Annotated in this window: 20 protein-coding genes; 5 read left to right on the forward strand and 15 right to left on the reverse strand. The window is 66.0% G+C overall.

What is annotated here, in order from left to right; all coding sequences use genetic code 11:
• Positions 1-123: 123 nt before the first annotated feature.
• From EIP85_RS22840 to EIP85_RS15715, 14 genes are all read right to left on the reverse strand, one after another.
• Positions 124-276 (reverse strand): hypothetical protein, encoded by a 153-nt coding sequence (locus tag EIP85_RS22840; protein ID WP_164871760.1) that lies wholly within the window; start codon positions 274-276, stop codon positions 124-126.
• A gap of 51 nt (positions 277-327) precedes the next feature.
• Positions 328-3,585, reverse strand: a complete 3,258-nt coding sequence (locus EIP85_RS15655) for an efflux RND transporter permease subunit (protein WP_127903157.1) — start codon at positions 3,583-3,585, stop codon at positions 328-330.
• Positions 3,582-4,550 carry an efflux RND transporter periplasmic adaptor subunit gene (locus tag EIP85_RS15660; protein ID WP_127903158.1) on the reverse strand — a complete coding sequence of 323 codons (969 nt, stop codon included), beginning with the start codon at positions 4,548-4,550 and terminating at the stop codon, positions 3,582-3,584. The genes EIP85_RS15655 and EIP85_RS15660 overlap by 4 nt, the downstream gene beginning before the upstream one ends.
• 131 nt (positions 4,551-4,681) lie before the next feature.
• A complete protein-coding gene (locus tag EIP85_RS15665; protein WP_206615556.1) occupies positions 4,682-5,512 on the reverse strand; it encodes a polysaccharide deacetylase family protein in 831 nt (276 codons plus the stop codon).
• A gap of 362 nt (positions 5,513-5,874) precedes the next feature.
• Positions 5,875-6,582 carry an ABC transporter ATP-binding protein gene (locus tag EIP85_RS15670; protein WP_127903159.1) on the reverse strand — a complete coding sequence of 236 codons (708 nt, stop codon included), beginning with the start codon at positions 6,580-6,582 and terminating at the stop codon, positions 5,875-5,877.
• Complete coding sequence (locus EIP85_RS15675; RefSeq protein ID WP_127903160.1) at positions 6,575-7,321, reverse strand: ABC transporter ATP-binding protein; 747 nt, start codon at positions 7,319-7,321, stop codon at positions 6,575-6,577. Before EIP85_RS15675 ends, EIP85_RS15670 begins: the two co-directional genes overlap by 8 nt.
• The gene (locus EIP85_RS15680; protein WP_127903161.1) at positions 7,318-8,259 is read right to left on the reverse strand and encodes a branched-chain amino acid ABC transporter permease; all 942 of its coding nucleotides are present in this window, start codon (positions 8,257-8,259) and stop codon (positions 7,318-7,320) included. Before EIP85_RS15680 ends, EIP85_RS15675 begins: the two co-directional genes overlap by 4 nt.
• 1 nt (position 8,260) lies before the next feature.
• Positions 8,261-9,121, reverse strand: a complete 861-nt coding sequence (locus EIP85_RS15685) for a branched-chain amino acid ABC transporter permease (protein WP_127903162.1) — start codon at positions 9,119-9,121, stop codon at positions 8,261-8,263.
• A gap of 62 nt (positions 9,122-9,183) precedes the next feature.
• Positions 9,184-10,359: an ABC transporter substrate-binding protein gene (locus EIP85_RS15690; RefSeq protein WP_127903163.1), complete on the reverse strand. Its 1,176-nt coding sequence runs from the start codon at positions 10,357-10,359 to the stop codon at positions 9,184-9,186.
• 129 nt (positions 10,360-10,488) lie between these two features.
• A complete protein-coding gene (locus EIP85_RS15695; RefSeq protein WP_127903164.1) occupies positions 10,489-11,661 on the reverse strand; it encodes an ABC transporter substrate-binding protein in 1,173 nt (390 codons plus the stop codon).
• A gap of 133 nt (positions 11,662-11,794) precedes the next feature.
• Positions 11,795-12,715, reverse strand: coding sequence for a ribokinase (gene rbsK / locus EIP85_RS15700; RefSeq protein WP_127903165.1), 921 nt, complete (start codon positions 12,713-12,715; stop codon positions 11,795-11,797).
• Positions 12,716-12,739: 24 nt separating this feature from the next.
• Positions 12,740-13,192 carry an RbsD/FucU family protein gene (locus EIP85_RS15705; protein WP_127903166.1) on the reverse strand — a complete coding sequence of 151 codons (453 nt, stop codon included), beginning with the start codon at positions 13,190-13,192 and terminating at the stop codon, positions 12,740-12,742.
• A 1-nt stretch (position 13,193) separates the two neighbouring features.
• Positions 13,194-13,847: an SGNH/GDSL hydrolase family protein gene (locus EIP85_RS15710; RefSeq protein ID WP_127903167.1), complete on the reverse strand. Its 654-nt coding sequence runs from the start codon at positions 13,845-13,847 to the stop codon at positions 13,194-13,196.
• Positions 13,844-14,905, reverse strand: a complete 1,062-nt coding sequence (locus tag EIP85_RS15715) for an ABC transporter ATP-binding protein (RefSeq protein WP_127903168.1) — start codon at positions 14,903-14,905, stop codon at positions 13,844-13,846. The genes EIP85_RS15710 and EIP85_RS15715 overlap by 4 nt, the downstream gene beginning before the upstream one ends.
• A gap of 240 nt (positions 14,906-15,145) precedes the next feature.
• Between EIP85_RS15715 and EIP85_RS15720 the strand changes: the two genes are divergently transcribed.
• The 5 genes from EIP85_RS15720 to EIP85_RS15740 are packed head-to-tail and all read left to right on the forward strand — an operon-like array spanning position 15,146 to position 20,808.
• Complete coding sequence (locus EIP85_RS15720) at positions 15,146-16,825, forward strand: twin-arginine translocation signal domain-containing protein (RefSeq protein ID WP_127903169.1); 1,680 nt, start codon at positions 15,146-15,148, stop codon at positions 16,823-16,825.
• A 55-nt stretch (positions 16,826-16,880) separates the two neighbouring features.
• Complete coding sequence (locus EIP85_RS15725) at positions 16,881-17,987, forward strand: carbohydrate ABC transporter permease (RefSeq protein WP_127903170.1); 1,107 nt, start codon at positions 16,881-16,883, stop codon at positions 17,985-17,987.
• A gap of 1 nt (position 17,988) precedes the next feature.
• Positions 17,989-18,915: a carbohydrate ABC transporter permease gene (locus EIP85_RS15730; protein ID WP_127903171.1), complete on the forward strand. Its 927-nt coding sequence runs from the start codon at positions 17,989-17,991 to the stop codon at positions 18,913-18,915.
• Positions 18,916-18,933: 18 nt separating this feature from the next.
• The gene (locus tag EIP85_RS15735) at positions 18,934-19,965 is read left to right on the forward strand and encodes an aldo/keto reductase (RefSeq protein WP_127903172.1); all 1,032 of its coding nucleotides are present in this window, start codon (positions 18,934-18,936) and stop codon (positions 19,963-19,965) included.
• Entirely contained in the window at positions 19,966-20,808 is an 843-nt protein-coding gene (locus EIP85_RS15740) for an amidohydrolase family protein (protein ID WP_127903173.1), read from the forward strand. It abuts the gene before it with no gap.
• Between the two features lie 209 nt (positions 20,809-21,017).
• On the opposite strand, the gene EIP85_RS15745 is transcribed toward EIP85_RS15740, so the two are convergent.
• Positions 21,018-21,752, reverse strand: a complete 735-nt coding sequence (locus EIP85_RS15745) for a GntR family transcriptional regulator (RefSeq protein WP_127903174.1) — start codon at positions 21,750-21,752, stop codon at positions 21,018-21,020.
• Between the last annotated feature and the right edge of the window lie 33 nt (positions 21,753-21,785).

The following is a 21,785-nucleotide window of genomic DNA, read 5'->3' on the forward strand; positions in this document are numbered from 1 at the left end:
CGGCTTCCCCCCTGTCCGCCCGCGGCGACCTCTCGCCGCGCCGCTTGAAAGCGGCATTTCGTTTCCTAAAGACGACAATGTCATTTCACAAGCCCGAGAGGGCGCAATTCGCGCAGGGCAGCCCTACGCTGAGGGCATGGCTCCGGTCTCCGCCTGCGGGTCTTCCGCCCACACGGCCACCGGGCGCCGCAGGATCGCCACCAGCGCGATCAGGACAGCCCAAAGCGACAGCCCGGCATAGGCGGCATAACGCAGGCCGGCATGAAGACCGGCCAACTCAGCCCGCAGTGGCGCGCCCGTCCGGCCTGGCCGGGCGGGCGCCTCCGATCAGCTCCGGAACACCCGGTAGATGGCCGGGATCACCAGCACGGTCAGCAGGGTCGAGCTTGCCAGCCCGAACAGCAGCGAGATCGCCAGCCCCTGGAAGATCGGGTCGCTCAGGATCACCGCCGCCCCAAGCATCGCCGCGATCGCGGTCAGCAGAATCGGCTTGAACCGGATCGCACCGGCCTCGATCAGGATCTCCACCTTGGACCGGCCCGCGGGATCGGCATGGCGGATGAAGTCCACCAGCAGGATCGAGTTCCGCACGATGATCCCCGCAAGCGCGATGAAGCCGATCATCGAGGTCGCGGTGAAGGGCGCGTGGAACAGCCAGTGCCCCAGCATGATCCCGAGGAAGGTCAAGGGCACAGGCGTCAGCACCACGAGCGGCAGCTTGAACGATCCGAACTGCGCCACGACGAGGATGTAGATCCCCAGAAGCGCCACCCCAAAGGCCGCCCCCATGTCGCGGAACGTGACCCAGGTCACCTCCCATTCGCCGTCCCACAGAAGCGTCACGTGGCTCTCGTCGGTCGGCTGGCCATGCAGGCTGATCACCGGCTTGGTGCCCGGCGCCCACTTCATCTCGTCAAGCTTCTTCTCGACCGCCAGCATACCGTAGAGCGGCGCCTCATAGGCCCCGGCAAGCTCTCCCGTCACCATCTCGGCAAAGCGCCCGTTGTGGCGGAAGATCGGGTAGGAGGCCTTCTCCGTCTTGAGGTTCAGGACGTCGCCGAGTTCGACCACCCCCTTCGCGCCGGGCAGCACGTTGGCGGGAATGGGCGTCGTCAGGAAGCGTTCGTCCATCACCCGGTCGGCCTTGTCGCGCGCCACCATGATCGGGATCGGATCGCGCCCCGCGCCGCGGTTCGAATAGCCCACCACCGTCTGCCCGTTCAGGATCTGCAGCGTGTTGAAGACGTCGGCCTCCTGCACGCCGTAGAACTCCATCTTGTCGGTGGACAGCGTCGCCCGCAGCCGCGGCGCCTGCACGCCGAAGCTGTTGTCGACATCGACGATGAAGGGCACCGACTTGAAGGCCTCCTCGATCTTGCGCGCCGCCGTGCGCCGCGCCTCGGCGGTCGGGCCATAGACCTCGGCCAGAAGGGTCGAGATCACCGGCGGGCCGGGCGGCGGCTCCACCACCTTCAGGCTTGCGCCCGCGGGCAGCGGGATGGCGTCGATCCGGTGACGGATCGCCAGCGCGATGTCATGGCTCGTGCGCTCGCGATCGCCCTTCGGCGTCAGGTCAATATGCACGTCGCCCTGAAAGGGCTTGTCGCGCAGGTAATAATGGCGGACCAGACCGTTGAAGTCGAAGGGCGCCGCCGTACCCGCATGGGTCTGGGCAGAGACGACCTCCGGCATGTCGATGATCTTGTCCACGACCTGCTGCGCCACCCCGTCCGTCGCCTCGACCGAGGTGCCGGCAGGCATGTCGATGACCACCGAAAGCTCGGTCTTGTTGTCGAAGGGCAGCAGCTTGACCGTCACGTCCTTGGTGTAAAGAAGCCCCAGCGAGCCGAAGGAGAGCGCCGCCGTGACCAGCAGGAAGGTCAGGCTGCGGCGCTTGGTCTTCAGGATCGGACGCGCCACGATCGCATAGAGACGCCCCAGCCGGCCGCCGCCGAGATGCCCCCCCTCGCTCTCCTCGCCGCCATAGACATCCTCATGCGCATGGCCGCTCATCGGCGCCTTGCCGGCGATCTTCACCATCAGCCAGGGGGTGATGATGACCGCGACGAAGAACGAGAACAGCATCGCGGCAGAGGCATTGGCCGGGATCGGGGACATGTAGGGCCCCATCAGCCCGGAGACGAAGAGCATCGGCAGCAGCGCCGCGATCACCGTGAGCGTGGCGACAATGGTCGGGTTGCCGACCTCGGCCACCGCCTCCACCGCCCGCTCGATCCGGCTGCCGCCCTCCTTCATCCCCCAGTGCCGGGCGATGTTCTCGATCACCACGATCGCATCGTCGACCAGAATCCCGATCGAGAAGATCAGCGCGAACAGGCTCACCCGGTTCAGCGTATAGCCCATGATCCAGGCCGCGAAGAGCGTCAGCAGGATCGTCACCGGAATGACGATGGCCACCACGATGCTTTCCCGCCAGCCCACCGCCAGCAGGACGAGGCCAACGATCGAGATCGTGGCAAGCCCGAGATGGAACAGCAGCTCGTTCGCCTTGTGGTTGGCCGAGATCCCGTAATCCCGCGTCACCTCCACGCTCACCGTGTTCGGGATCAGCGAGCCCTTCAGCGCATCGACGCGCGAGATCACCTGATCGGCCACGACCACGGCGTTTGACCCGGCCCGCTTGGCCACCGCCAGCGTCACCGCCGCCGTCCGCTCCGGCTGCCCCTTCGGCCCCCGGATGACGTTCGAGGTGATCTGGTCCGAGGTGTTGCCGACGAAGGCGACCTTTGCGACATCGCCGACATAGACCGGCCGCCCGTCCCGCGTGGTCAGCAGCAGGTTCGCCACCTCCGGCGCCGCCGTCAGCGTCTGCCCGGCCTCCAGGTCGACCATCTGGCCCTTCTCGCGCAAGGTCCCGGCGTTCAGCACCTGGTTCGCGCCCTGCACCTTCGCGGCCAGCTGCTGCAGCGTGACCCCGTATTCGGCCAGCTTCTCCGGCTCCGGCGAAATGCGGATCGCATCCGGCGCCTCGCCGACGAGGTAGGTCAGCCCGACATTGTCGATCTTGGCGACCTCGGTGCGCAGCGCCTTGGCGATCCGTGTCAGGTCATCGGCAGAGACATCGGCGCCCGGCTTGCCGGTCAGCGTCAGATCGACGATCGCCACGTCGTTGATACCGCGCCCGACGATCAGCGGCGCCGGGATCCCCACGGGGATCCGGTCCATGTTGGCCAGCACCTTGTCGCGCACCCTGAGGATCGCCGTATCCGCGGAGGTGCCGACCTTGAACCGCGCCGTCACCAGCGCGCCATCGTCCACCGTCTGCGAATAGACATGCTCGACGCCGTTGATCCCCTTGACGATGGTCTCCATCGGCTCGGTGACCAGCTTGACCGCATCCTCCGCCTTCAGCCCCGGCGCCGAGATGTGGATGTCGACCAGCGGGACGGAGATCTGCGGATCCTCCTCCCGCGGCAGCGAGCTCAGCGCCACCAGACCCACCGCGAAGGCCGCGATGATGAACAGGGGCGTCAGCGGCGAGATGATGAACGCCCGCGTCAGCCGCCCGGCGATGCCGAGGCCACGGCCTCCCGCAGCCCCCTCCTTCTCCGGCGTCCCGCTCATTTCACCACCACCCGGTCGCCGGCCTGAAGACCGGACAGGATCTCGACCATGTCCGAGCCGTCCACGCTGCGGTGCTCACCCGGCACGACGGTGCGCTGCCAGTCCTTGCCGCCCTCCTCGACGGTGACGAAATCAAGCCCCGCCTCGCTGCGCACGGCCGAGGCCGGCACCATCAGCGCCTTCCGCGTGCCCACCGGCAGCCGCACCAGCACCCGCGCGTTGACGAACCCGTCCGGCAGATGATCGACAGAGACATCCGCCGTCACCCGCCCGCCCTGGATCAGCGGGTAGATCTTGGCAAGCCGGCCCTCGGTCGAGCCGCCGGTCGTCTCGATATGGATCACCGCGCCCTGCTGCAGGCTGGTCGCAAACCGCTCCGGCACCGCCAGCCGCAGGAAGACCCCCCCGCCGCCCAGCGTCGCCACCGCCTCGCCCGGCAGCACCACGGCCCCCTTGGTCAGCGGCACCTCCAGCACCTTGCCCGAGATCGGGGCAAGCACGGCGCCCTCGGCCGCCTGCTCCTCAATCACCTTCTTCTGCGCCTCGGTCGAGGTGATCTGGTTGGCGAAGACATCCACCTGCGTCTGCAGCTGATCGACCTGCTGGGTGGTGGAGACGCCGCGCGCTCTCAGGTCCTGCGCCCGGGTCAGCTCCGTCCTCGCATTGGCCAGCTGCGCCTGCAGCGCCTTCAGCTGGGCGTCGATCGCGTTCAGCTGGAAGGTGATCTTCTGGTCCACGATCAGGCCCAGCCGCTGGCCCGCGCTCACCATGTCCCCCTCGGTGACCGTCAGATCGGTCAGCGTGCCGCCGATCCGCGCCCGGGCCGGGATCCGGTCCTTGGTCTCGATCTGGCCATAGACCGCCTTCCACTCGGTGATGGTGACGGGCTGAAGCGGCGCGCGCACCTGCGCCAGCGCGGCGGCAGGCAGAGCGGTCAGCAAAAGAGCGGCGAGCATCGGTCGCATGGCGGTGATCCCCCGTGAGGACATTACATATTCGCAACACTGAATATGATCACGACAGTGCGAATGCAAGTGTAACATTCTATCGGACGGATGTTTCCAAGAATCCTGCCCTACCCGGTCCGGATGCCGGATCAGGCGGAAGCGATCACCCGGATCCGGGGATCGGACAGGCGCCTGAATGAAAACCCCTTTTCTTTCAGCGCCTTGATACCATCCACAACACCCGCGCCCGCCGAACGCAGGGGCTGGTTGACATGCGAGATGATGACATCTCCGTCCCGTGCAGCGGCGATCCGCCGCGCCACCATTGCCCGCGGTAACGAGGCCCCCTCGTCACCGTTCAGCGAGAAGCCCGCGACGCGGAACCCCATTGCGCCGATCTCGGTCAGCGCCGCCGGCGAATACCAGGCCGCGGCGCCGCGATACCAGCCCGGCCTCGGCGCACCGGCCGCCTCCAGCAGCCGGGCGCCCTCCCCGACCTCGGCCCGGACCCCTTCGGCCGACCCCGCCGCCCGAACTCCCCAAAGGTCGTCCGGCCTGTCGATCGCGGCAAGGTGGCGGGCGCCGTGGTCGCCGATCTCGAACAGATCGGGATGGGCAAGAAGCATCCGGAAGACGTCCCGGTTGTTATGCAGCCAGTAGCCGGTGACGAAGATCGTGGCCGGGATCGCCTCGGCCCGAAGCACATCAAGGATCCGCATATCGGCCCGCCCGTCGCAGGCATCGAGCGTCAGCGCCACCCTGGGCCCGTCACCCGGCGCGACTGCGGCCGCCATATGCATCCGCGGCTCGACGAGCCCCCTGAACGCCTCGGGCCCCGGCGCGCGCAGCTTTCTCCGGCTCGCCACCGCCGGCGTCGCGACCAGGCCGAGAAGAACAGCACGCCGGCCGAGCCTGCACGCATCGCACATGAGAAACCGCCCGCCCCCAACCAGCCCCATCGCCGGCGCGCGATCCTCCATCACGCCCGCTCGCCCCGCGCAACTCACATACGCGTGTCGCAAGAAAGCGCCGGTGACGCATGGAGGCCCGTCGGAGACGCAGCGCTGTTTCGGTCCACTTCCTGCCCTGCTGCTTCTCCTTGGTCGAAATACTCACAGCCACCTCACCACCTGGCGCGGAGAGCCCGTTGCGCAAACCGGCCCACCACCGTCCGGATTTACGGTACAGATACGGTGCGAAAGCGGTGCCAAAACGGTGTTGAATCGGTAAGCGGCTTTTCTCAGCCCGGCCAGAGGCTTGCCGCACGAGATTGCACCAGGGGACACCCCCCGCCGTCCCGCCCCGGCAAGGTTTCATTAACTCGATTTCCCGGAAAATTCCGCTAGCTGACGAGCCCGAGCCCAAGGTAGCGCCCCAGCACTTCGCCATCTTTGGCCAGCGCTGCGGCGGGCGCCTCGTGGACCACCCGTCCGCTTTCCAGGACCACCCCCCGGTCTGCGAATTTTAGCGCCATTTCAGCATGTTGTTCGACAAGGATAACAGTGCGCCCCTCGGAGGCGAGCCGCTCGAAAACGCCCATCAGCATCTCGCAGATGACCGGCGCAAGCCCCTCCAGCGGTTCGTCCAGCATCAGAAGCCGCGGATGCCCCATCAGGGTGCGCGCCACAGCCAGCATCTGCTGCTCGCCCCCCGAAAGCTGCCCGCCCCCGTTCCGCCGCCGCTCCTTGAGCCGCGGGAACAGCTCATAGGCCTCCTCCAGCCTTGCATCTCCCCGTATCCCGGAGATCAGATTTTCCTCTACAGTCAATGACTTGAAGATGTCCCGTGTCTGCGGAACCAGCCCGAGGCCCAGCCCTGCCCGCTTATGCGGCGGCAGGCCCGAGATCGGCTTCCCCTCCCAGGACACGGACCCGCCATGCAGCGTCGTCAGCCCCATGATCGTGGCCAGCAGCGTGGTCTTGCCCACCCCGTTCCGCCCGATCAGCGCCAACCTCTCGCCCGCCTTCACATCGAGGGAGATCCCCTGCAGCACCTGCGTCGGCCCATAGCCCGCCCGCACATCTTTCAGCGAAAGCAAAGTGTTATCCATGGCTTGCCCCCAGGTAGAGATCCCGCACCCGGGCATCGGCGGCGATCTCCTCCGGCGTGCCCTCGGTCAGGATCGCGCCGGAGACCAGCACCACGATCCGCCGCGCCACCTTGAAGACCAGCGCCATGTCATGCTCGATCACCAGCACCGCCAGATCCTGCGGCAGTCCGGAAATCGCCTCTGCAATCAAGGGGCTCTCCGACGAGGGCACCCCCGCCGCCGGCTCGTCCAGGATCAGGATCCTCGGCTTCAGCGCCAGCGTCATCGCCATCTCCACCAGCCGCTGCTGGCCATAGGCGAGCCGCTCAACCGGCCGGTCGCCCATGTCCGACAGCCGGAACTGGGACAAGAGGCTTTCCACCTCGTCCTCCACCCCGCCCTCGCGATCCGAACGGCGGATCAGCCGGCCGGTCAGCCCGCGGCGCTCCAGAAGCGGCAGGCGCAGGTTGTCACGCACCGTCAGGCTCTTGAAAAGATTGGTGATCTGGAAGGTCTTGGCGATGCCCGCCTTGACCCGCTGCGCCTCGCTCAGCTTGCCGATATCGCGCCCGTCCAGGCGGATTTCGCCCGAGGTCGGCTCCAGGATGCCGGTGATAAGGTTGGTGAAGGTCGACTTCCCCGCCCCGTTCGGCCCGATCAGCGCCTTGCGGTCGCCCGGCGCCAGGGTGATGTTGATATCGCGCGCCACAGTCAGCCCGCCGAAGGCCTTGTTCAGGCCGATGACCTCGAGACCGGTCATTTCAGCCTCCCTACCATGCGCCTGATCTCTTCCGGCAGCCCGATCAGCCCACGCGGCACGGCATAGACCACGGCGAGCACCAGGAAGCCGATGATGAAGAGCCAGTTGAACGGATCGACCGACGCCGCCACCTCGTGCACCGCCATGAAGACGGCAGTACCGATCAGCGCGCCCCAAAGCCGCCCCGTGCCCCCGAGGATCAGCATGATCATCGCCTCGGCCGAGACCTGGAAATCATAGACCGAAAGGCTGACAAGCGCCGTCGACTGCGCCGCAAGCGCTCCGGCAATCCCCGCCACGGCCCCCGCGAGCGTGTAGACCGCGACCCGCCGCCGGCCCACCGGCGTGCCGATCGCGCGCATCCGCGCCGGGCTGTCCTTGATGCCGCGCAGGCTCAACCCGAAGGGCGAACCGATCACCACTTTCAGGATGGCGGTGACGATGAAAAGCACGCAAACCGCGTAGATATAGCCGGTCTGGCCGATGAAATCGAACTGCCAGGTGCCGAAGACCGGGTTCATGGTGATCCCGCCCAGCCCGTCTGCGCCGCCGGTCAGCCAGTCGAGCTTGTTGGCAAGTTCCTGAAACACCTCGGCCACGGCGATGGTCAGCATCAGCAGCGTCAGCCCATGCGTCCGCATGAGGAGAAGGCCCGAGACAAAGGCCACCACCGCCCCGGCCAGACCGCCGACGAGGAGCCCCGCCACCGGATCGGCCCAGACATGCACCGCGAAAAGCCCCGCCGCATAGGCGCCCGTGCCATAAAGCGCGGCCTGGCCCAGCGTGTCGATCCCGGTCACCCCGATCAGCAGATCGAGCGACAGGACAAGGATCATCGTGATCACCACCCGCGTGAGAAACGCGAGGTTGTAGGGAAAGGCGTAGAAGGCCACCACGGCCACCAGCGCCATCAGCGCGAAGGGAAGAAGGCTCTTCATCTCAGGCCTTTCCCAGAAGGCCTTGCGGCCGCAGTCCGAGGATCACGATCATGGCGACATAGAAGAAGATCGTCCCGAATTCCGGGAACTGGTAGCGCGCCGCCGTGTCGAGGATGCCAAGCGCCATCGCCGCCAAGAAGGACCCGGTGATGGAGCCGAGCCCGCCGACCGCGACGACTGTCAGGAAGAGGACCATGTAGCGCAGCGGGTAATAGGCGTCGATCGGCAGCAGCTCCGCCCCCATGATCCCGCCGAGCGCGGCGAGGCCGGCGCCAAGCGCGAAGGTCAGCGAGAAGATCCGCGACGTGTCGATGCCGAGGCAGGAGGCCGTGCCGGGATGGTCGACCGCCGCGCGCAGGCGGATGCCGAAGCGTGTCCGCTCGGTCAGGAAGAAGAGGCCCCCGATAACGATCAGCCCCACGACGACGACATAGATCCGCTGCGTCGGTAGCGTCCGGAAGCCGAGGTCGACCGAGCCCTGCATCACCGCGGGAAGCGGGATCGGCATCAGCGTGGCGCCCAGCCAGAAGCTGATCGCGGCGATCATGATGAAGGTGATGCCGATGGTGGCGAGCACCTGCGGCAGCTCTCCCATCTTGTATATAGGGCGGTAGAGCACCCGCTCCATCGGCACGGACAGGACGACGACGGCAAGGATCGCGAGCACCGCCGAGGGCAGGAAGGGAATGCCCATCTGCATCATCGCCCAATGCGTCAGCGCGCCGCCCAGCATGGCGAAGCCGCCGTGGGCGAGGTTGACCACCCGCATCAGGCCCATCGTCACCGAAAGCCCCACGGAGATCATGAAAAGGATCATCCCGAAGGCCACGCCATCGGTGATGATCGACAGGATCAGGTTCATCTTGCCCCCGGGGCGCTCTGGCGCCGGGCTTGCGGCCCGGCGCCGGCCTTCAGATTGTCAGGTCACTTCGTCGGATAGCCGACGTCGGGCACGTTCTTGATCGTCTCGATTTCCTTGTTCTCGAGCTTGCCGTCGGGGCCCTTGGTGATCTCGCGAATGTACATGTTCTGCGTCACCGTCCGGGTCTTCGGATCAAGCGTCAGCGGCCCACGCGGGCTTTCCCAGGAGGAGCCGATGACCGCCTTCATGCCCTTGGCGCCGTCTTTGCCGCCGGCCTCGATCATCCTGTAGAGAACATGCATGCCGTCATAGGCGCCGACGGAGGCGAAGTTCGCCACGGCATCGGGATGGAGCTTCTTCAGCTCTGCCACGAACTCCTGGTTCATCTTCGAGGGATGCGCCTGGGAGTAGTGCTGCGAGGTGATGATCCCGATCGAGGCGTCGCCGAGGCCCTGCAGCGTGGTCTCGTCGTCGATATCACCCGTGCCGATCAGCTTGATGCCATCGGCCTTCAGCCCGTTGTCGGTATAGGCCTTCACGAAGGAGAAGGCGGGCGGACCGGCCGGGATAAAGGAGAAGATGGCGTTCGGCTTGTCGGTCTTGGCACGCTGGATGAACGGTCCGAAGTCCGTCGTCTTGATCGGCATCCGGATGTCATCGAGGATCTTGCCGCCCTTGGCCTCGAATTCCTTGGCGAAGGCCTTCTGCGCATCGATGCCGGGGCCGTAATCGGTCACCGCGGTCACCACCGTCTTGATACCGTTTGCATAGGCCCAATCAGCGAGCGGCGCGGAGACCTGCGGCAGGGTCATCGAGGTCCGCAGGAAGTACTTCGATTTCGCGTTGATCACCGAGGTCGCCGCATTCCAGATTACCGTCGGCGTATGCGACTGGTTGATCAGCGGCGCGATGGCGAGCGCGTTCGGGGTGAAGACGTAGCCGGCAAGGTAGTTGACGCGGTCCTTGATCAGCAGTTCCTGCGTCGCCGTACGCGCCGCCGACGGGTTCGGCCCGCCGCTGTCCTTGAAGATGAACTCGACCTTGTGGCCCGCAACGCTCTTTCCGTGCTGCGCTTCCCACACGTCCATCGCGTTCTTGAACTGGGTGCCGTAGATGGCGAAAGGACCGGAGAAGGGCGCGACCACACCGATCTTGATCGTGTCCGCCCGGGCGACCTGCGTCGCACCGACAGCCACCGCCGTGGCAAGCGCCAATTTCCAGGCGTTCGTCTTGTTCATAACATCCTCCCTGTTGTCGGATTTCCCGGGCTTTTGGCGAGAGTTGCTTTCCGCGCCCAGCCGGTCAAGTCAAATAAGTTGCGTGGTCCGGGCCATAAGAGGGCATCATTCGCGCCCCTGCCCGCGGATCTATTTCGCCGGATAGCCGAGGTCCGGCACGGCCTTGATCGTCTCGATCTCCTTGTTCTCGAGCGTGCCGTCCGGCGCCTTCGCGATCTCTCGGATATACATGTTCTGCGTGACGGTCCGGGTGCGCGGGTCGAGCGTCAGCGGGCCGCGGGGGCTTTCCCAGGAGGCGCCGATAACCGCCTTCATCCCCTTTGCGCCGTCGCGCCCTCCGGCCTCGATCATCCTGTAGAGGACATGCATCCCGTCATAGGCACCGACGGAAGCGAAGTTGGCCACTGCCCCGGGGTGAAGCCGCGCAAGCTCTGCGATGAAATCGCAGTTCATGGCCGAAGGGTGGGCCGCCGAATAGGGATGCGAGGTGATCACGCCAACCGAGGCCGCGCCGAGGCCCTGCAGCGAGGTCTCGTCATCCAGATCCCCGGTCGCGACCAGCCTTATGCCGTCGCCCTTGAGGCCGTTGTCGGTATAGGCCTTGACGAAAGCGAACGCGGGCGGTCCGGCCGGGATGAAGGAGAACAGCGCATCGGGCTCGTCTCCCTTCACCCGCTGCATGAAGGGGCCGAAGTCGGTGGTCTTGATCGGCATGCGGATCGTATCGACGATCTTGCCGCCCTTTGCCTTGAACTCGGTGGTAAAGCCCTTCTCGGCGTCGATCCCCGGTCCGTAATCCGTAACCGCCGTTGCCACCGTACGGATGCCGTTGGCATAGGCCCAATCCGCCAGCGGAGCAGAGACCTGGGTCTGGGTCATCGAAGTGCGCATGAAATAGGGCGACTTGGCATTGATGATCGATGTTGCCGCATTCCAGATCACCGTGGGCGTCTTCGACTGGCTGACCAGCGGCGCCACGGCCAGAGCGTTGGGGGTGAACACATAGCCCGCGAGGTAGTTCACCCGGTCCTTGATCAGCAGTTCCTGGGTCAGCGTCTTCGCCACCGCAGGGTTCGGCCCACCGCTGTCCTTGAAGATAAACTCGACCTCATGCCCCGCGACGCTCTTGCCATGCTGGGCAATCCAGACATCCATAGCGTTCCTGAACTGGGTGCCAAAGATCGCAAAGGGACCGGAGAAGGGCGCGACCACGCCGACCTTGATCACATCCGCCGACGCAGCGCCGGAAAGCGCGATCGCGAGCCCCGCAGAGAGTGCTACCTGCCGTAAGCCGACTTGCATGATGATCCCCCTCGCGGAACCTCCCCGTTCCGCTCAAAGGATGATCGAGTGATTGCGTGACAATGTCAATCAAATTGCTTCAGGACGGGTCCCGAAGGAGCACCGGCACCCCCGCGACCCGGACGGGCCAGGCTCAGCGCTTCAGCAGCGCCTCGATCTCGACCCGGCTCGGCATCGAGGGCGCGGTGCCCGGCCGGGTGACTGAGATCCCCGCCGTGGCGCAGCCGAAGCGGATCGCTTCGGCCGCGTCCATCCCCTCGGCCAACGCCGTGGCGAAGCCGCCGGTGAAGGCGTCGCCTGCGCCGGTCGTCTCCACCACCGGACCGGCGGAAATCGCCGGGACATGGACGGTGCGCTTCGCGTCGCGGAAGAGCACGCCCCTCTCGCCAAGCGTGATCACCGCCGCCCCGATGCCTTGCGACAGAAGCTTGTCGGCCGCCGCCGCCGCCTCCTCGATCGTGGTGACGGGAAGGTCGGTCAGCGCCTCCGCCTCCGTCTCGTTCGGCGTCAGGTAGTCGCAGAGCGCCAGCATCCCCGGCTCCAAAGGCGCGGCCGGCGCCGGGTTCAGGATCGTCTTCGCGCCACCCGCCCGCGCGATCTCGAGCCCCCGGCGGGCGGCGGGCATGGGCTGTTCGAGCTGGGTGACGAAGACCGCGGCACTGCCGATCAGGTCCTTGCGCGCCTCGATATCCTCGACCGAGATCGAACCCGCCACGCCCGGACAGATGATGATCGCGTTGTTGCCCGTCGCCTCCTCGACGAAGATGTATGCGGCGCCGGTGTAGCTGTCGTCATGCTGGGTGATCTCGGGGATCACGCCCGCGCTTTTCCAGGTGGCCAGCGCCATCTCCGCGAAGGTGTCGCGGCCGAGGCGGGTGATGAAATGCACCTCGCCCCCCGCCTTGGCGGCGGCGACGGACTGGTTGGAGCCCTTGCCGCCCGGCCCGAGCTTGAACGAATTGCCAAGGATGGTTTCGCCCATCCGGGGCGCCCGGTCGGCGCGGTAGGCGGTATCGGCGACGAACACGCCGAGAATGACGATCTTGCCGGTCATGAAGCTCTCCTGCTCAGGCGGGTCTCAGGCGTCCGGCGGGATCACGCCCTTGCGGAAGATGAAGCAGCCGTAGAAGCGCCGCTCGCCGGTCTGGATCACGGCGAAGGCCTCCTTGGCCGCTTCATAGAAGGCGAAGCGTTCGATGGAAACCATCTGCCGCGGCTTGCCCTCGGCCTTGTCGATGGCGGCCTGCACCTCGGCCTGCACCGGGGGAACCTCATCAGGCGCACCGACGATCTCCATCCGCGCGGCGAAATCGTCGACAAACGTGTCCAGCGGCAGGACCGACAGTACCGCCTCCGCAGCCGCGCCGGCCGTGAGGTTGTCCATCCGCAGGAGATCGCCAAGCGTCGTGGCCCGCGCGATCGCCTCGGAAGGGAAATTGGTATCCGCGATCACCAGCGTGTCGCCATGGCCCATGGCCCGCAGAGCGTAAAGCACCTCGGCGTTGAGGCGCGGGTCCAGTCCCTTCAGCATGTCATCCTCCCTGTGATCCGATCATCGGCCGAAGCGCATCGGCCATGGCGCGGCCAAGCGCGGCATGACCCTCCGGCTCGAAATGCACGCCGTCAAGCGGGCTGACGGCAAGATGCGCGCCGGCGTCGAGGAACCCCGCCCCCAGCCGCGCCGCGACTATCGCCAGTTCCGCAGCGAGGCCGCGCGATTTCGCCGCGCCCCCAGTAAACATGCCCTTCAGGCAGCCGACCTCCTCGACCGGCGGCGGGGCAACGAGGAGGAGTGCAGGCGCCCTGCCCTCCGGTCCCGACTGCGAGGCGCGGACCAGCTTGGCCAGCCGCTCCACCGACAGCGCTACGTCCATCGCGGTGACGGCATAGCGCGCCTTGAAATCGTTGGTGCCGAGCATGATCACCACGATGTCGAGCGGCGCATGGCTCTCGAGGATCGCCGGCAGCATCCGCCAGCCGTTGCGGTGCTCGCCCTCGATGGGATCGTCATGGACAGTGGTGCGGCCGGGATGCCCTTCCTCGATCAGTTCAACCTCCGGGCCAAGCGCGCGGCCGAGGTGGCCGGTCCAGCGGATATCGCGGCCGAAGCGGCGGCCTTCACCCAGACGCTCCAGCGGGGCGGTGCCATGTGTGTTGGAATCGCCGAAAAGCAGGATCGTCGTCACGGGATGCGCGCCCCGGTCGCGGTATCGAAGATATGCAGGTTATCGGGCTGCGCGCCGAGTGAGAGCGCCTGCCCCGGCCTGAGCCCGAGCCGCGCGCGCTGCACCGTCGTCAGCTCCTGCGTGCCGAATTTGGCTACGACATGCGTCTCCGCCCCGGTCGGCTCCACAACCGCTATGGTGGCGGGCAGGCCCGGCTCCATGATCTCCAGGTGCTCGGGCCGGATGCCGACGATCACGCGGCGCCCCTCCTCGAGGCCCGCGCGGTCGGTCACCGGCATGCGTGTGCCATGCACCTCGATCGCGGCCCCGCCATCGCGGCGCACCGTGCCCTCCAGCATGTTCATCGCAGGCGAGCCGATGAAACCGGCGACAAAGGTATTGGCCGGCCGGTCGTAGAGGTCGAGCGGCGCGCCGATCTGCTCGATATTCCCACCCTGCATGACGACGATCTTGTCAGCCATCGTCATCGCCTCGATCTGGTCATGCGTGACGTAGACGGTGGTGGTGGCGAGACGCTGGTGCAGTTCGCGGATCTCCGAGCGCATCTGCACGCGTAGCTTGGCGTCGAGGTTCGATAGCGGCTCATCGAACAGGAACACCGAGGGTTCGCGCACGATCGCCCGGCCCATCGCCACCCGCTGCCGCTGCCCGCCCGAAAGCGCGCGGGGATGGCGGTCGAGATAGGGCGTAAGGCCGAGCACCTCGGCCGCGCGTTCAACCCTGGTACGGATTTCGTCCTTGGCCATGCCGCGCATCTTCAGCGCGAAGCCCATGTTGGCCGCGACGGTCTTGTGCGGGTAGAGCGCGTAGTTCTGAAACACCATGGCGATGTCGCGCTCCGCCGGGGGCAGGTTGTTCACCAGCCGCTCGCCGATATGGATCGTGCCCGAGGTGATCCCCTCCAGCCCCGCGATCATCCTGAGCAGCGTGGATTTGCCGCAGCCCGATGGCCCGACCAGGACCGCGAACTCGCCATCGGCGATGTCCAGATCGATCCCATGCACCACTTCCAGCCCGCCATAGGCCTTCTTGAGCGCCCTTACCGTGACTTCGGCCATGCTCCCCCCGCCTCTTCCCTAGCATTTGAGTACCCTGCAGCAGGACCTCTGTCCACGCCCTAATCATACTAACATGTTAGATGCTTGACAGACCATCTGTGGCCGTAGATTGTCAAGCTACGGCATAAGCCGCGGGCCCTTGAGGAGGCGGCCCGGACCGGACGGAGGAGGCGTTCCGCACGGGCGGAGGCGCCCGGGCCGGACGATCCATAAAACAGAAGGCCACAGGGAGGATCTGACGTGAAAACCGACGTGTACCAGGCCATCATGCGCGCGCAGATGAGCCGTCGAAAGCTGTTGCAGGGCGCCGCCGCGACCGGCGCCACCGCCGCGATGGGCGGCGTCTTCACCGGGGCCGGCGTGCAGCCCGCCTATGCAGCCGATAACGAGGCTCTGCGCAAGGCGATCCTGAAGATCCCGGGTGTCGGCAAGGGCTCTCCCACCGACGCGGATTGGCAGAAGGTCGGCGAGATGTGCCTCGGCCCGACCAAGGCGCGCATCAAGCCCGGCGAGTTCAAGGGCGTGAAGCTGACCTTCATGGGGCTGAACAACCAGAACCAGCACGACTTCCTGTTCCGCGGCTTCCTGAAGCCCTGGCAGGAATACACCGGCGCCGAGATCAGCTGGATCGATCTCGCCCAGGCCGACTACAACGCCCGCCTGCAGCAGTCCATCGCGACCAAGACGGTCGATTTCGACATGCTGGAGATGGGCGCCCCCTTCGAGGGCGACACCGCCGGCAAGGGGCTTCTGTCCGAGATGCCCGACTGGGTAAAGAAGGAAGTCGACATCGAGGATTATGTCGCCTACCTGCAGGCGCCCGTCGGCACCTGGGATGGCAAGACCTATCGCGTCACGGTGGACGGCGACTGCCACAACTTCAACTACCGCGCGGATTATTTCACCGACAAGGACCTCGCCAAGGCCTGGAAGGCCGAGGGCCACAAGGGCGAGTGGAAGGCACCGCGGACCTGGGCCGAGGTACAGGAGGTATCCAAGTTCCTCAAGGGCAAGAAGGATCCGCTCTCCGGTGGGCAGGCCTATGGCTATCTCGACCCCTACAAGGGCTGGGGCGGCTTCGGCTTCTACTTCCTCGAGGACCGCGCGACGGCCTATGTGAAGATGCCGGGCGACCCCGTGTGGCTCTTCGAGCCGGAGACGATGAAGCCGCTCGTGAACAACCCCGGCTGGGTGCGCGCCATCCAGGAGGCGATGGACCTGCGCTCCTTCGAGCCGACGGACCAGATCAACGCCGACCCGGGCACCACCGCGTTCCAGCAGTTCCTCGCCGGGACCGGTTCGATGGTCACCTGGTGGGGCGACGTGGGCCAGGATGCCAACACCTCCGACAGCTCCGTCGTCGGCAAGGTCGCGGCCTTCGACATCCTGCCGGGCTCCGAGGACGTCTATGACCGCAAGGCCGGCAAGTGGGTGAAGGCCAAGGACGGCATCAACTTCGCGCCGAACTGCGCCTATCTCGGCTGGGGCGTCTATGTGACCAAGCGCGTCGACGGCGATGCGCTGAAGCACAAGGCAGCCTGGAGCGCCGCTGCGCATCTCGGCGGCAAGGACCTGTCGCTCTGGACGGTGATGTACCCTTCGGGGTTCCAGGTTCACCGCAAGAGCCATTCGAACATCGACGAATGGGTCTATGCGGGCTACGACCGGGATTACATCACCAACTACCTCGCCTCGCAGTTCGGGTCCTACAGCCACCCGAACCGTACGGTCGAGCCGCGGATCCCCGGCATCTTCCAATACTACTCCGTCGCCGAGGACGAGCTCGCCAAGGGCTATGCCGGCCACTACAAATCGGCGCAGGAGACGGCGGATGCCATCGCCGCAGCCTGGGAGAAGCTGACCGACCAGATCGGCCGCGAGAACCAGATCAAGCTCTACAAAGCGTCGCTCGGGATGTGACCGAAGAAAGGGGCGGCTTTCCGGGCCGCCCCCTCCTCTACCGGCAAGGCATGCAATGGCAGACATAAGCGAGCGGCTCCACGTGGTTACCGGCGACGCGATTTCCGCGCGCCGGCGGCTGTTCGGACGGGGCATGATCTGGGGCAGTTTCGCGGTTCTCGCGATCGTCGCGGCACTGCAATTCGCGCAGAGCTACAACCTGATGAAGGTCGGCTTCGCCAACTGGCGGCCGACGCTTTACGCCTATGCCTTCTGGGCCGTCTGCCTCTGCTGGGGTCAGGTGGTGCTCCGGGGCGAACAGGGCAAGCGCGTGCTTTTCGTGCTGCCGGCCGCGCTCTTCACCGTGGCGATGGTGGTCTTCCCGCTTCTCTTCGGGCTCTCCATCGCGTTTTCGGACTGGAACCTGGCCTCCTCCGAGGGGCCGCATTTCAACGGGCTGGCCAATGTCCGGCAGATGTGGGGCGACACGTTCTTCTGGAACGCGCTTCTCAACATGGTCTACTATGTCCTTGCGATCGCTGTGGAATACGCGATCGCCTTCGGCCTTGCGCTGCTGCTGGCCGCGGACATCCGTGCGCGGAAATTTTTCCGCGTTTCCTTCCTTCTGCCGCTGATGCTCTCGCCCGTGGCCGTCTCGTGGATGATCGGCAAGTCGATGCTGGAGATCCGCTTCGGCCCGATCGCGCATCTCGCCCGCTATCTGGGGTGGGAGAACCCCTCCTTCTTTGGTTCGCCCTGGGTCGCGCGCGCGGCAATCGAGGCGATGGACGCCTGGACCTTTATCCCCTTCATGATGATCATGATTCTCGCCGGGCTTCAGGCAATCCCGAGAGAGCTTCAGGAGGCCGCCCGCGTAGACGGCGCCAGCGGCTGGAAGTCGTTCTGGGAGGTGACCTTTCCGCTGATGCTGCCGGTCTCGCTTACCGCGGTGCTGATCCGCATCATCTTCAAGCTGAAGCTCGCCGACATCATCATCACCGTCACCTCGGGCGGCCCGGGCGGGGCGACCGACAGCGTGACGAGCTACATCTACCGCGTCTACCGGGACCGCTCCAACGTCGGCTACGGCACGCTTCTGGCGATGTTCTACCTGGTGATCATCGTCGCCGCGATGACGGTGCTGATGAAGCTGGTCGACCGCTGGATGAACCCGAGGTACTGAGATGGCCGAGACAACCGCACAGATCTTTCACGACAGCCCGGCCGACCGCTCCTTCAAGGCCCGCCGTTTCGCCGGGCGCTTCGCAATCTACGCGATCCTCATCTTCTGGGCCGTGGTCTGCCTCTTCCCGATCTACTGGACCATCACGACGGCCTTCAAGACCGCGCCGGACGTGATGCGTGGCCATATCGTGCCCTGGTGGGACTTCAAGCCGAACTGGCTCGGCTGGCGTTCCCTCGGCCTCTCGCCCGACACGATCGGCCAGGTCTCCACCGTGCGCGACCAGTTCCTGCTGCGCTTCGAGAATTCGATGATCGCCTCGATCAGTTCCTCGGCCCTCGCCGTTGGGCTCGGCTCCTGCGCGGCCTATGGGCTGAGCCGGTTCAGCTACAAGTTCGGCTTCATGCGGAACCCGGATATCTCGTTCTTCTTCCTAAGCCAGCTGATCCTGCCGCCGGTGGTGCTTGCCCTGCCCTTCCTCGTCCTCTACCGCGACCTCGCGCTGGTCGACACGCGCTTCGGGCTGATCATGATCTACACGCTCACCGTGCTGCCCATCGTCATCTGGATCATGCGCGACCAGTTCGGATCGATCCCGACGGAGCTGGAGGAGGCGGCGATGGTCGATGGCCTGTCGATCTGGGGGGCGTTCCTGACCATCGTGCTGCCGATCGCGGCACCGGGGATGGTGGCGGCCTTCATCCTGTCCATGGTCCTGACCTGGAACGAATATTTCTTCGCAGCCCTGCTGACCGGCACGAATGCGGTGACGCTGCCGGTGATGGTGGCAAGCCAGACCGGATCGCAGGGCATCAGCTGGTGGGCCATGGCCGCACTGAGCTTCGCGGCTATCCTGCCGCTGATCGTGATCGGCGTGGTGCTGGAGCGCTATATCATCAAGGGCATGGCGGCCGGCGCGGTGAAATAAGCCGGCCGGGAGGATCGCATGGCACTGAAGACGCGGCACTGGGACCGGCTCGGCAATGGCGGGCTGACGTTTACCGAACTCGGCTTCGGGACGGCGCCGCTCGGCAATCTCTACCGCGCGATCTCGGAAGACGAGGCCGAGGCGGTGCTGGAGGCCGCCTGGGCCGCCGGCATCCGCTATTTCGACACCGCGCCGCTTTACGGGCTGGGGCTGGCGGAGACGCGGCTGAACCGGCTTCTGCGCGGAAAGCGGCGCGAGGACTATGTGCTCTCGACCAAGGTCGGGCGGATCCTCCACGCCACGGCACCTGAGGCGCGGGACGGGTTCGGCAAGTGGTTCGACGTTCCGGCCCGGCGGGAGATCTACGACTACAGCTACGACGGCGTCCTGCGCTCGCTGGAATTTTCGCTGGAGCGGCTTGGGGTTGACCGCGTCGACGTGCTCTATGCGCATGACCTCGACCTGTTCAACCACGGCACCCGCGAGGTGTTGGACGCCAAGATGGCCGAGCTGATGTCGGGCGGTTACCGCGCGCTTCGGAAGCTCCGCGACGAGGGAGTGATCCGCGCCTTCGGGGCGGGCGTGAACGAATGGCAGAGCTGCCAGTGGCTGGCCGAACGGGGGGATTTCGACCTGTTCCTGCTGGCGGGGCGCTATACCCTGCTGGAGCAGGAGGCGTTGGAAAGCTTCCTGCCGCTCTGCACCGAGCGCGGCATCGGCGTGGTCGTCGGCGGGCCCTACAACTCGGGCGTCCTGGCAACGGGGCCGCGACCCGGGGCGTTCTACAACTACGACGTGGCGCCGCAGGAGATCCTCGACCGCGTCGGGCGGATCGAGGCCATATGCCAACGCCACGGTGTGCGGCTGGTGGATGCGGCCTTCCAGTTTCCGCTGCGCCATCCGGCGGTGGTTTCGGTCATTCCGGGCGGGCAAGGAACATCAGAAATGGCCTCTAACCTGATGGCTGACAAGGCAGAAATACCATCGGCACTTTGGGATGAGCTGAAGGCTGCGGGGCTCATGCGCGCGGATGCACCGGTGGAGGGATAGATGCGGATCGACGCCCATCAGCATTTCTGGAACCCCGCCCGCGGAGATTACGGCTGGATGCCGAAGGACGATCCGGTGCTGGCCCGGGTCTATGGTCCGGCCGACCTCGGCCCCCAGAGGGTGGCCGCCGGGGTAGATGCGACGGTGGTCGTGCAGGCCGCACCGACGGTCGAGGAGACCGAGTACATACTGGGGATCGCCGATGCGACACCCTCTGTCGTGGCCGTCGTCGGATGGATCGATTTCGAGGACCCGGCGCAGGCGGCTGTGCTTAAACGGCTCGCGGGCCATCCGAAATTCAAATCCGTCCGGCCAATGATCCAGGACATCCCGGATGACGACTGGATGCTGCGCGATGATGTGCAATGGGCGTTCCGGGCGCTCTGCGATCTGGGCACAGGATTCGATGCGCTCGGTTTTCCACGCCATCTCAATAACTTCCACATCATTCTTCAACGATATTCCGAACTTCGCACGGTCATCGACCATTGCATGAAGCCGCAGATCCGCAGCCGTTCGGAGGCGTCATTCGCCAGCTGGGCCGAGGGCATGGCGCGGCTGGCAGAGGCCGGCGCCTATTGCAAGCTTTCCGGGCTTGTCACGGAAGCGGCAGAGGACTGGAGCGAGGAAGACCTCGCCCCCTATGCCGCCCATGTCCTGGAGGCCTTCGGGGCGGAGCGGGTCATGTGGGGGTCCGACTGGCCCGTCTGCCGGCTGCGGGCGGAATATGGCGAATGGCATGCGGTGGCGGACCGGCTTACGGCGCATCTCGGACCGGGCGCGCAGGCGCGGATCTTCGGCGGGACGGCGGCGGAGTTCTACCGGATCGCCGCGCCGGGCTGACTTTCGGATCAAGCCGGTTAAGAAAGCCCTGACGGTGCGTGCCGGCAGGGTTCATCCGTGCGCGAAAAACCCGGCCAAGAGGCTGAAAATGCGCCGAAAACCCGATACCGAAAAAGCACCGCTTTTGCACCGCTTTGGCACCGTATCGCACCGCCGCATCGTGCGGACGGCCCAAACCGGACCGCCACGACCCCGCGCTTCGGCCCGGATCAGACCTTGCGCTCTGCCAGGAACAGCTCCGGGTGGTCGCGCTCCAGCGGTTCCAGGTGTGTCAGAAGCTGACGCAGGTGGCGGCGCATCGCCTGGCGCGCGCCCTCGGGGTCGCGGGCCTCAAGCGCATCGAGGATGGCGCGATGCTCGGCCAGCGTCTCTTCCACCCGGCCCTGCATCGGAAGGACCAGCTGACGCGCGCGGTTCACATGCACCCAGGCGGTATCGGCCACCTGCACCAGCTTGCGATGGCCGGTCAGCGAAAGGATCAGCGCGTGCATCTCGCCATCCATCTTGTAGAAACCGGCGAAGTCGCCGTCTTCCACCAGCACCTCCTGCACGCGGAGGTTGCGGCGCAGCTCGACAAGCTGCGCCTCTGTCATGCGCGGCGCGATCTCCTCCACCGCGGCCAGTTCGATCGCCTCGCGGCGGAAGGCGCCCTCGCGAATCTCCTCCATCGAGAAGCGGGCGACGAAGGTACCGGCCTGGGGAACCACGTCCACCAGCCCCTCTGCTGCGAGGCGGGCAATGGCCTCCGACACTGGCGAGCGGGAAACGCCGAGGCGTTCGCAGATCTCGGGCTTCTTCAGCGCCTCGCCGGGGCGGTAGATGAGGCCTATGATCGCCTCGCGCAGGGTCTGGTAGGTCTTCTGGGCCAGCGAGCCTGTGAACGCCTCTACCGGGCGGAGACGGTCCACGCCCGGAGTTTGGCCTTGCGGAGCATCGTCGGGCATCTGTAACATGCTAATATGTTAGTCCTGCGCCGC

Source organism: Solirhodobacter olei (genome assembly GCF_004010155.1).
Lineage (GTDB): Bacteria > Pseudomonadota > Alphaproteobacteria > Rhodobacterales > Rhodobacteraceae > Solirhodobacter > Solirhodobacter olei.

Excerpts from the sequence above, each read along its gene's own strand:
- EIP85_RS15655 (WP_127903157.1), bottom strand. The coding sequence starts at position 3,585 with ATGAGCGGGACGCCGGAGAAGGAGGGGGCTGCGGGAGGCCGTGGCCTC.
- EIP85_RS15660 (WP_127903158.1), bottom strand. The coding sequence starts at position 4,550 with ATGCGACCGATGCTCGCCGCTCTTTTGCTGACCGCTCTGCCTGCCGCC.
- EIP85_RS15665 (WP_206615556.1), bottom strand. The coding sequence starts at position 5,512 with ATGGAGGATCGCGCGCCGGCGATGGGGCTGGTTGGGGGCGGGCGGTTT.
- EIP85_RS15670 (WP_127903159.1), bottom strand. The coding sequence starts at position 6,582 with ATGGATAACACTTTGCTTTCGCTGAAAGATGTGCGGGCGGGCTATGGG.
- EIP85_RS15675 (WP_127903160.1), bottom strand. The coding sequence starts at position 7,321 with ATGACCGGTCTCGAGGTCATCGGCCTGAACAAGGCCTTCGGCGGGCTG.
- EIP85_RS15680 (WP_127903161.1), bottom strand. The coding sequence starts at position 8,259 with ATGAAGAGCCTTCTTCCCTTCGCGCTGATGGCGCTGGTGGCCGTGGTG.
- EIP85_RS15685 (WP_127903162.1), bottom strand. The coding sequence starts at position 9,121 with ATGAACCTGATCCTGTCGATCATCACCGATGGCGTGGCCTTCGGGATG.
- EIP85_RS15690 (WP_127903163.1), bottom strand. The coding sequence starts at position 10,359 with ATGAACAAGACGAACGCCTGGAAATTGGCGCTTGCCACGGCGGTGGCT.
- EIP85_RS15695 (WP_127903164.1), bottom strand. The coding sequence starts at position 11,661 with ATGCAAGTCGGCTTACGGCAGGTAGCACTCTCTGCGGGGCTCGCGATC.
- rbsK (WP_127903165.1), bottom strand. The coding sequence starts at position 12,715 with ATGACCGGCAAGATCGTCATTCTCGGCGTGTTCGTCGCCGATACCGCC.
- EIP85_RS15705 (WP_127903166.1), bottom strand. The coding sequence starts at position 13,192 with ATGCTGAAGGGACTGGACCCGCGCCTCAACGCCGAGGTGCTTTACGCT.
- EIP85_RS15715 (WP_127903168.1), bottom strand. The coding sequence starts at position 14,905 with ATGGCCGAAGTCACGGTAAGGGCGCTCAAGAAGGCCTATGGCGGGCTG.
- EIP85_RS15725 (WP_127903170.1), top strand. The coding sequence starts at position 16,881 with ATGGCAGACATAAGCGAGCGGCTCCACGTGGTTACCGGCGACGCGATT.
- EIP85_RS15730 (WP_127903171.1), top strand. The coding sequence starts at position 17,989 with ATGGCCGAGACAACCGCACAGATCTTTCACGACAGCCCGGCCGACCGC.
- EIP85_RS15735 (WP_127903172.1), top strand. The coding sequence starts at position 18,934 with ATGGCACTGAAGACGCGGCACTGGGACCGGCTCGGCAATGGCGGGCTG.
- EIP85_RS15740 (WP_127903173.1), top strand. The coding sequence starts at position 19,966 with ATGCGGATCGACGCCCATCAGCATTTCTGGAACCCCGCCCGCGGAGAT.
- EIP85_RS15745 (WP_127903174.1), bottom strand. The coding sequence starts at position 21,752 with ATGCCCGACGATGCTCCGCAAGGCCAAACTCCGGGCGTGGACCGTCTC.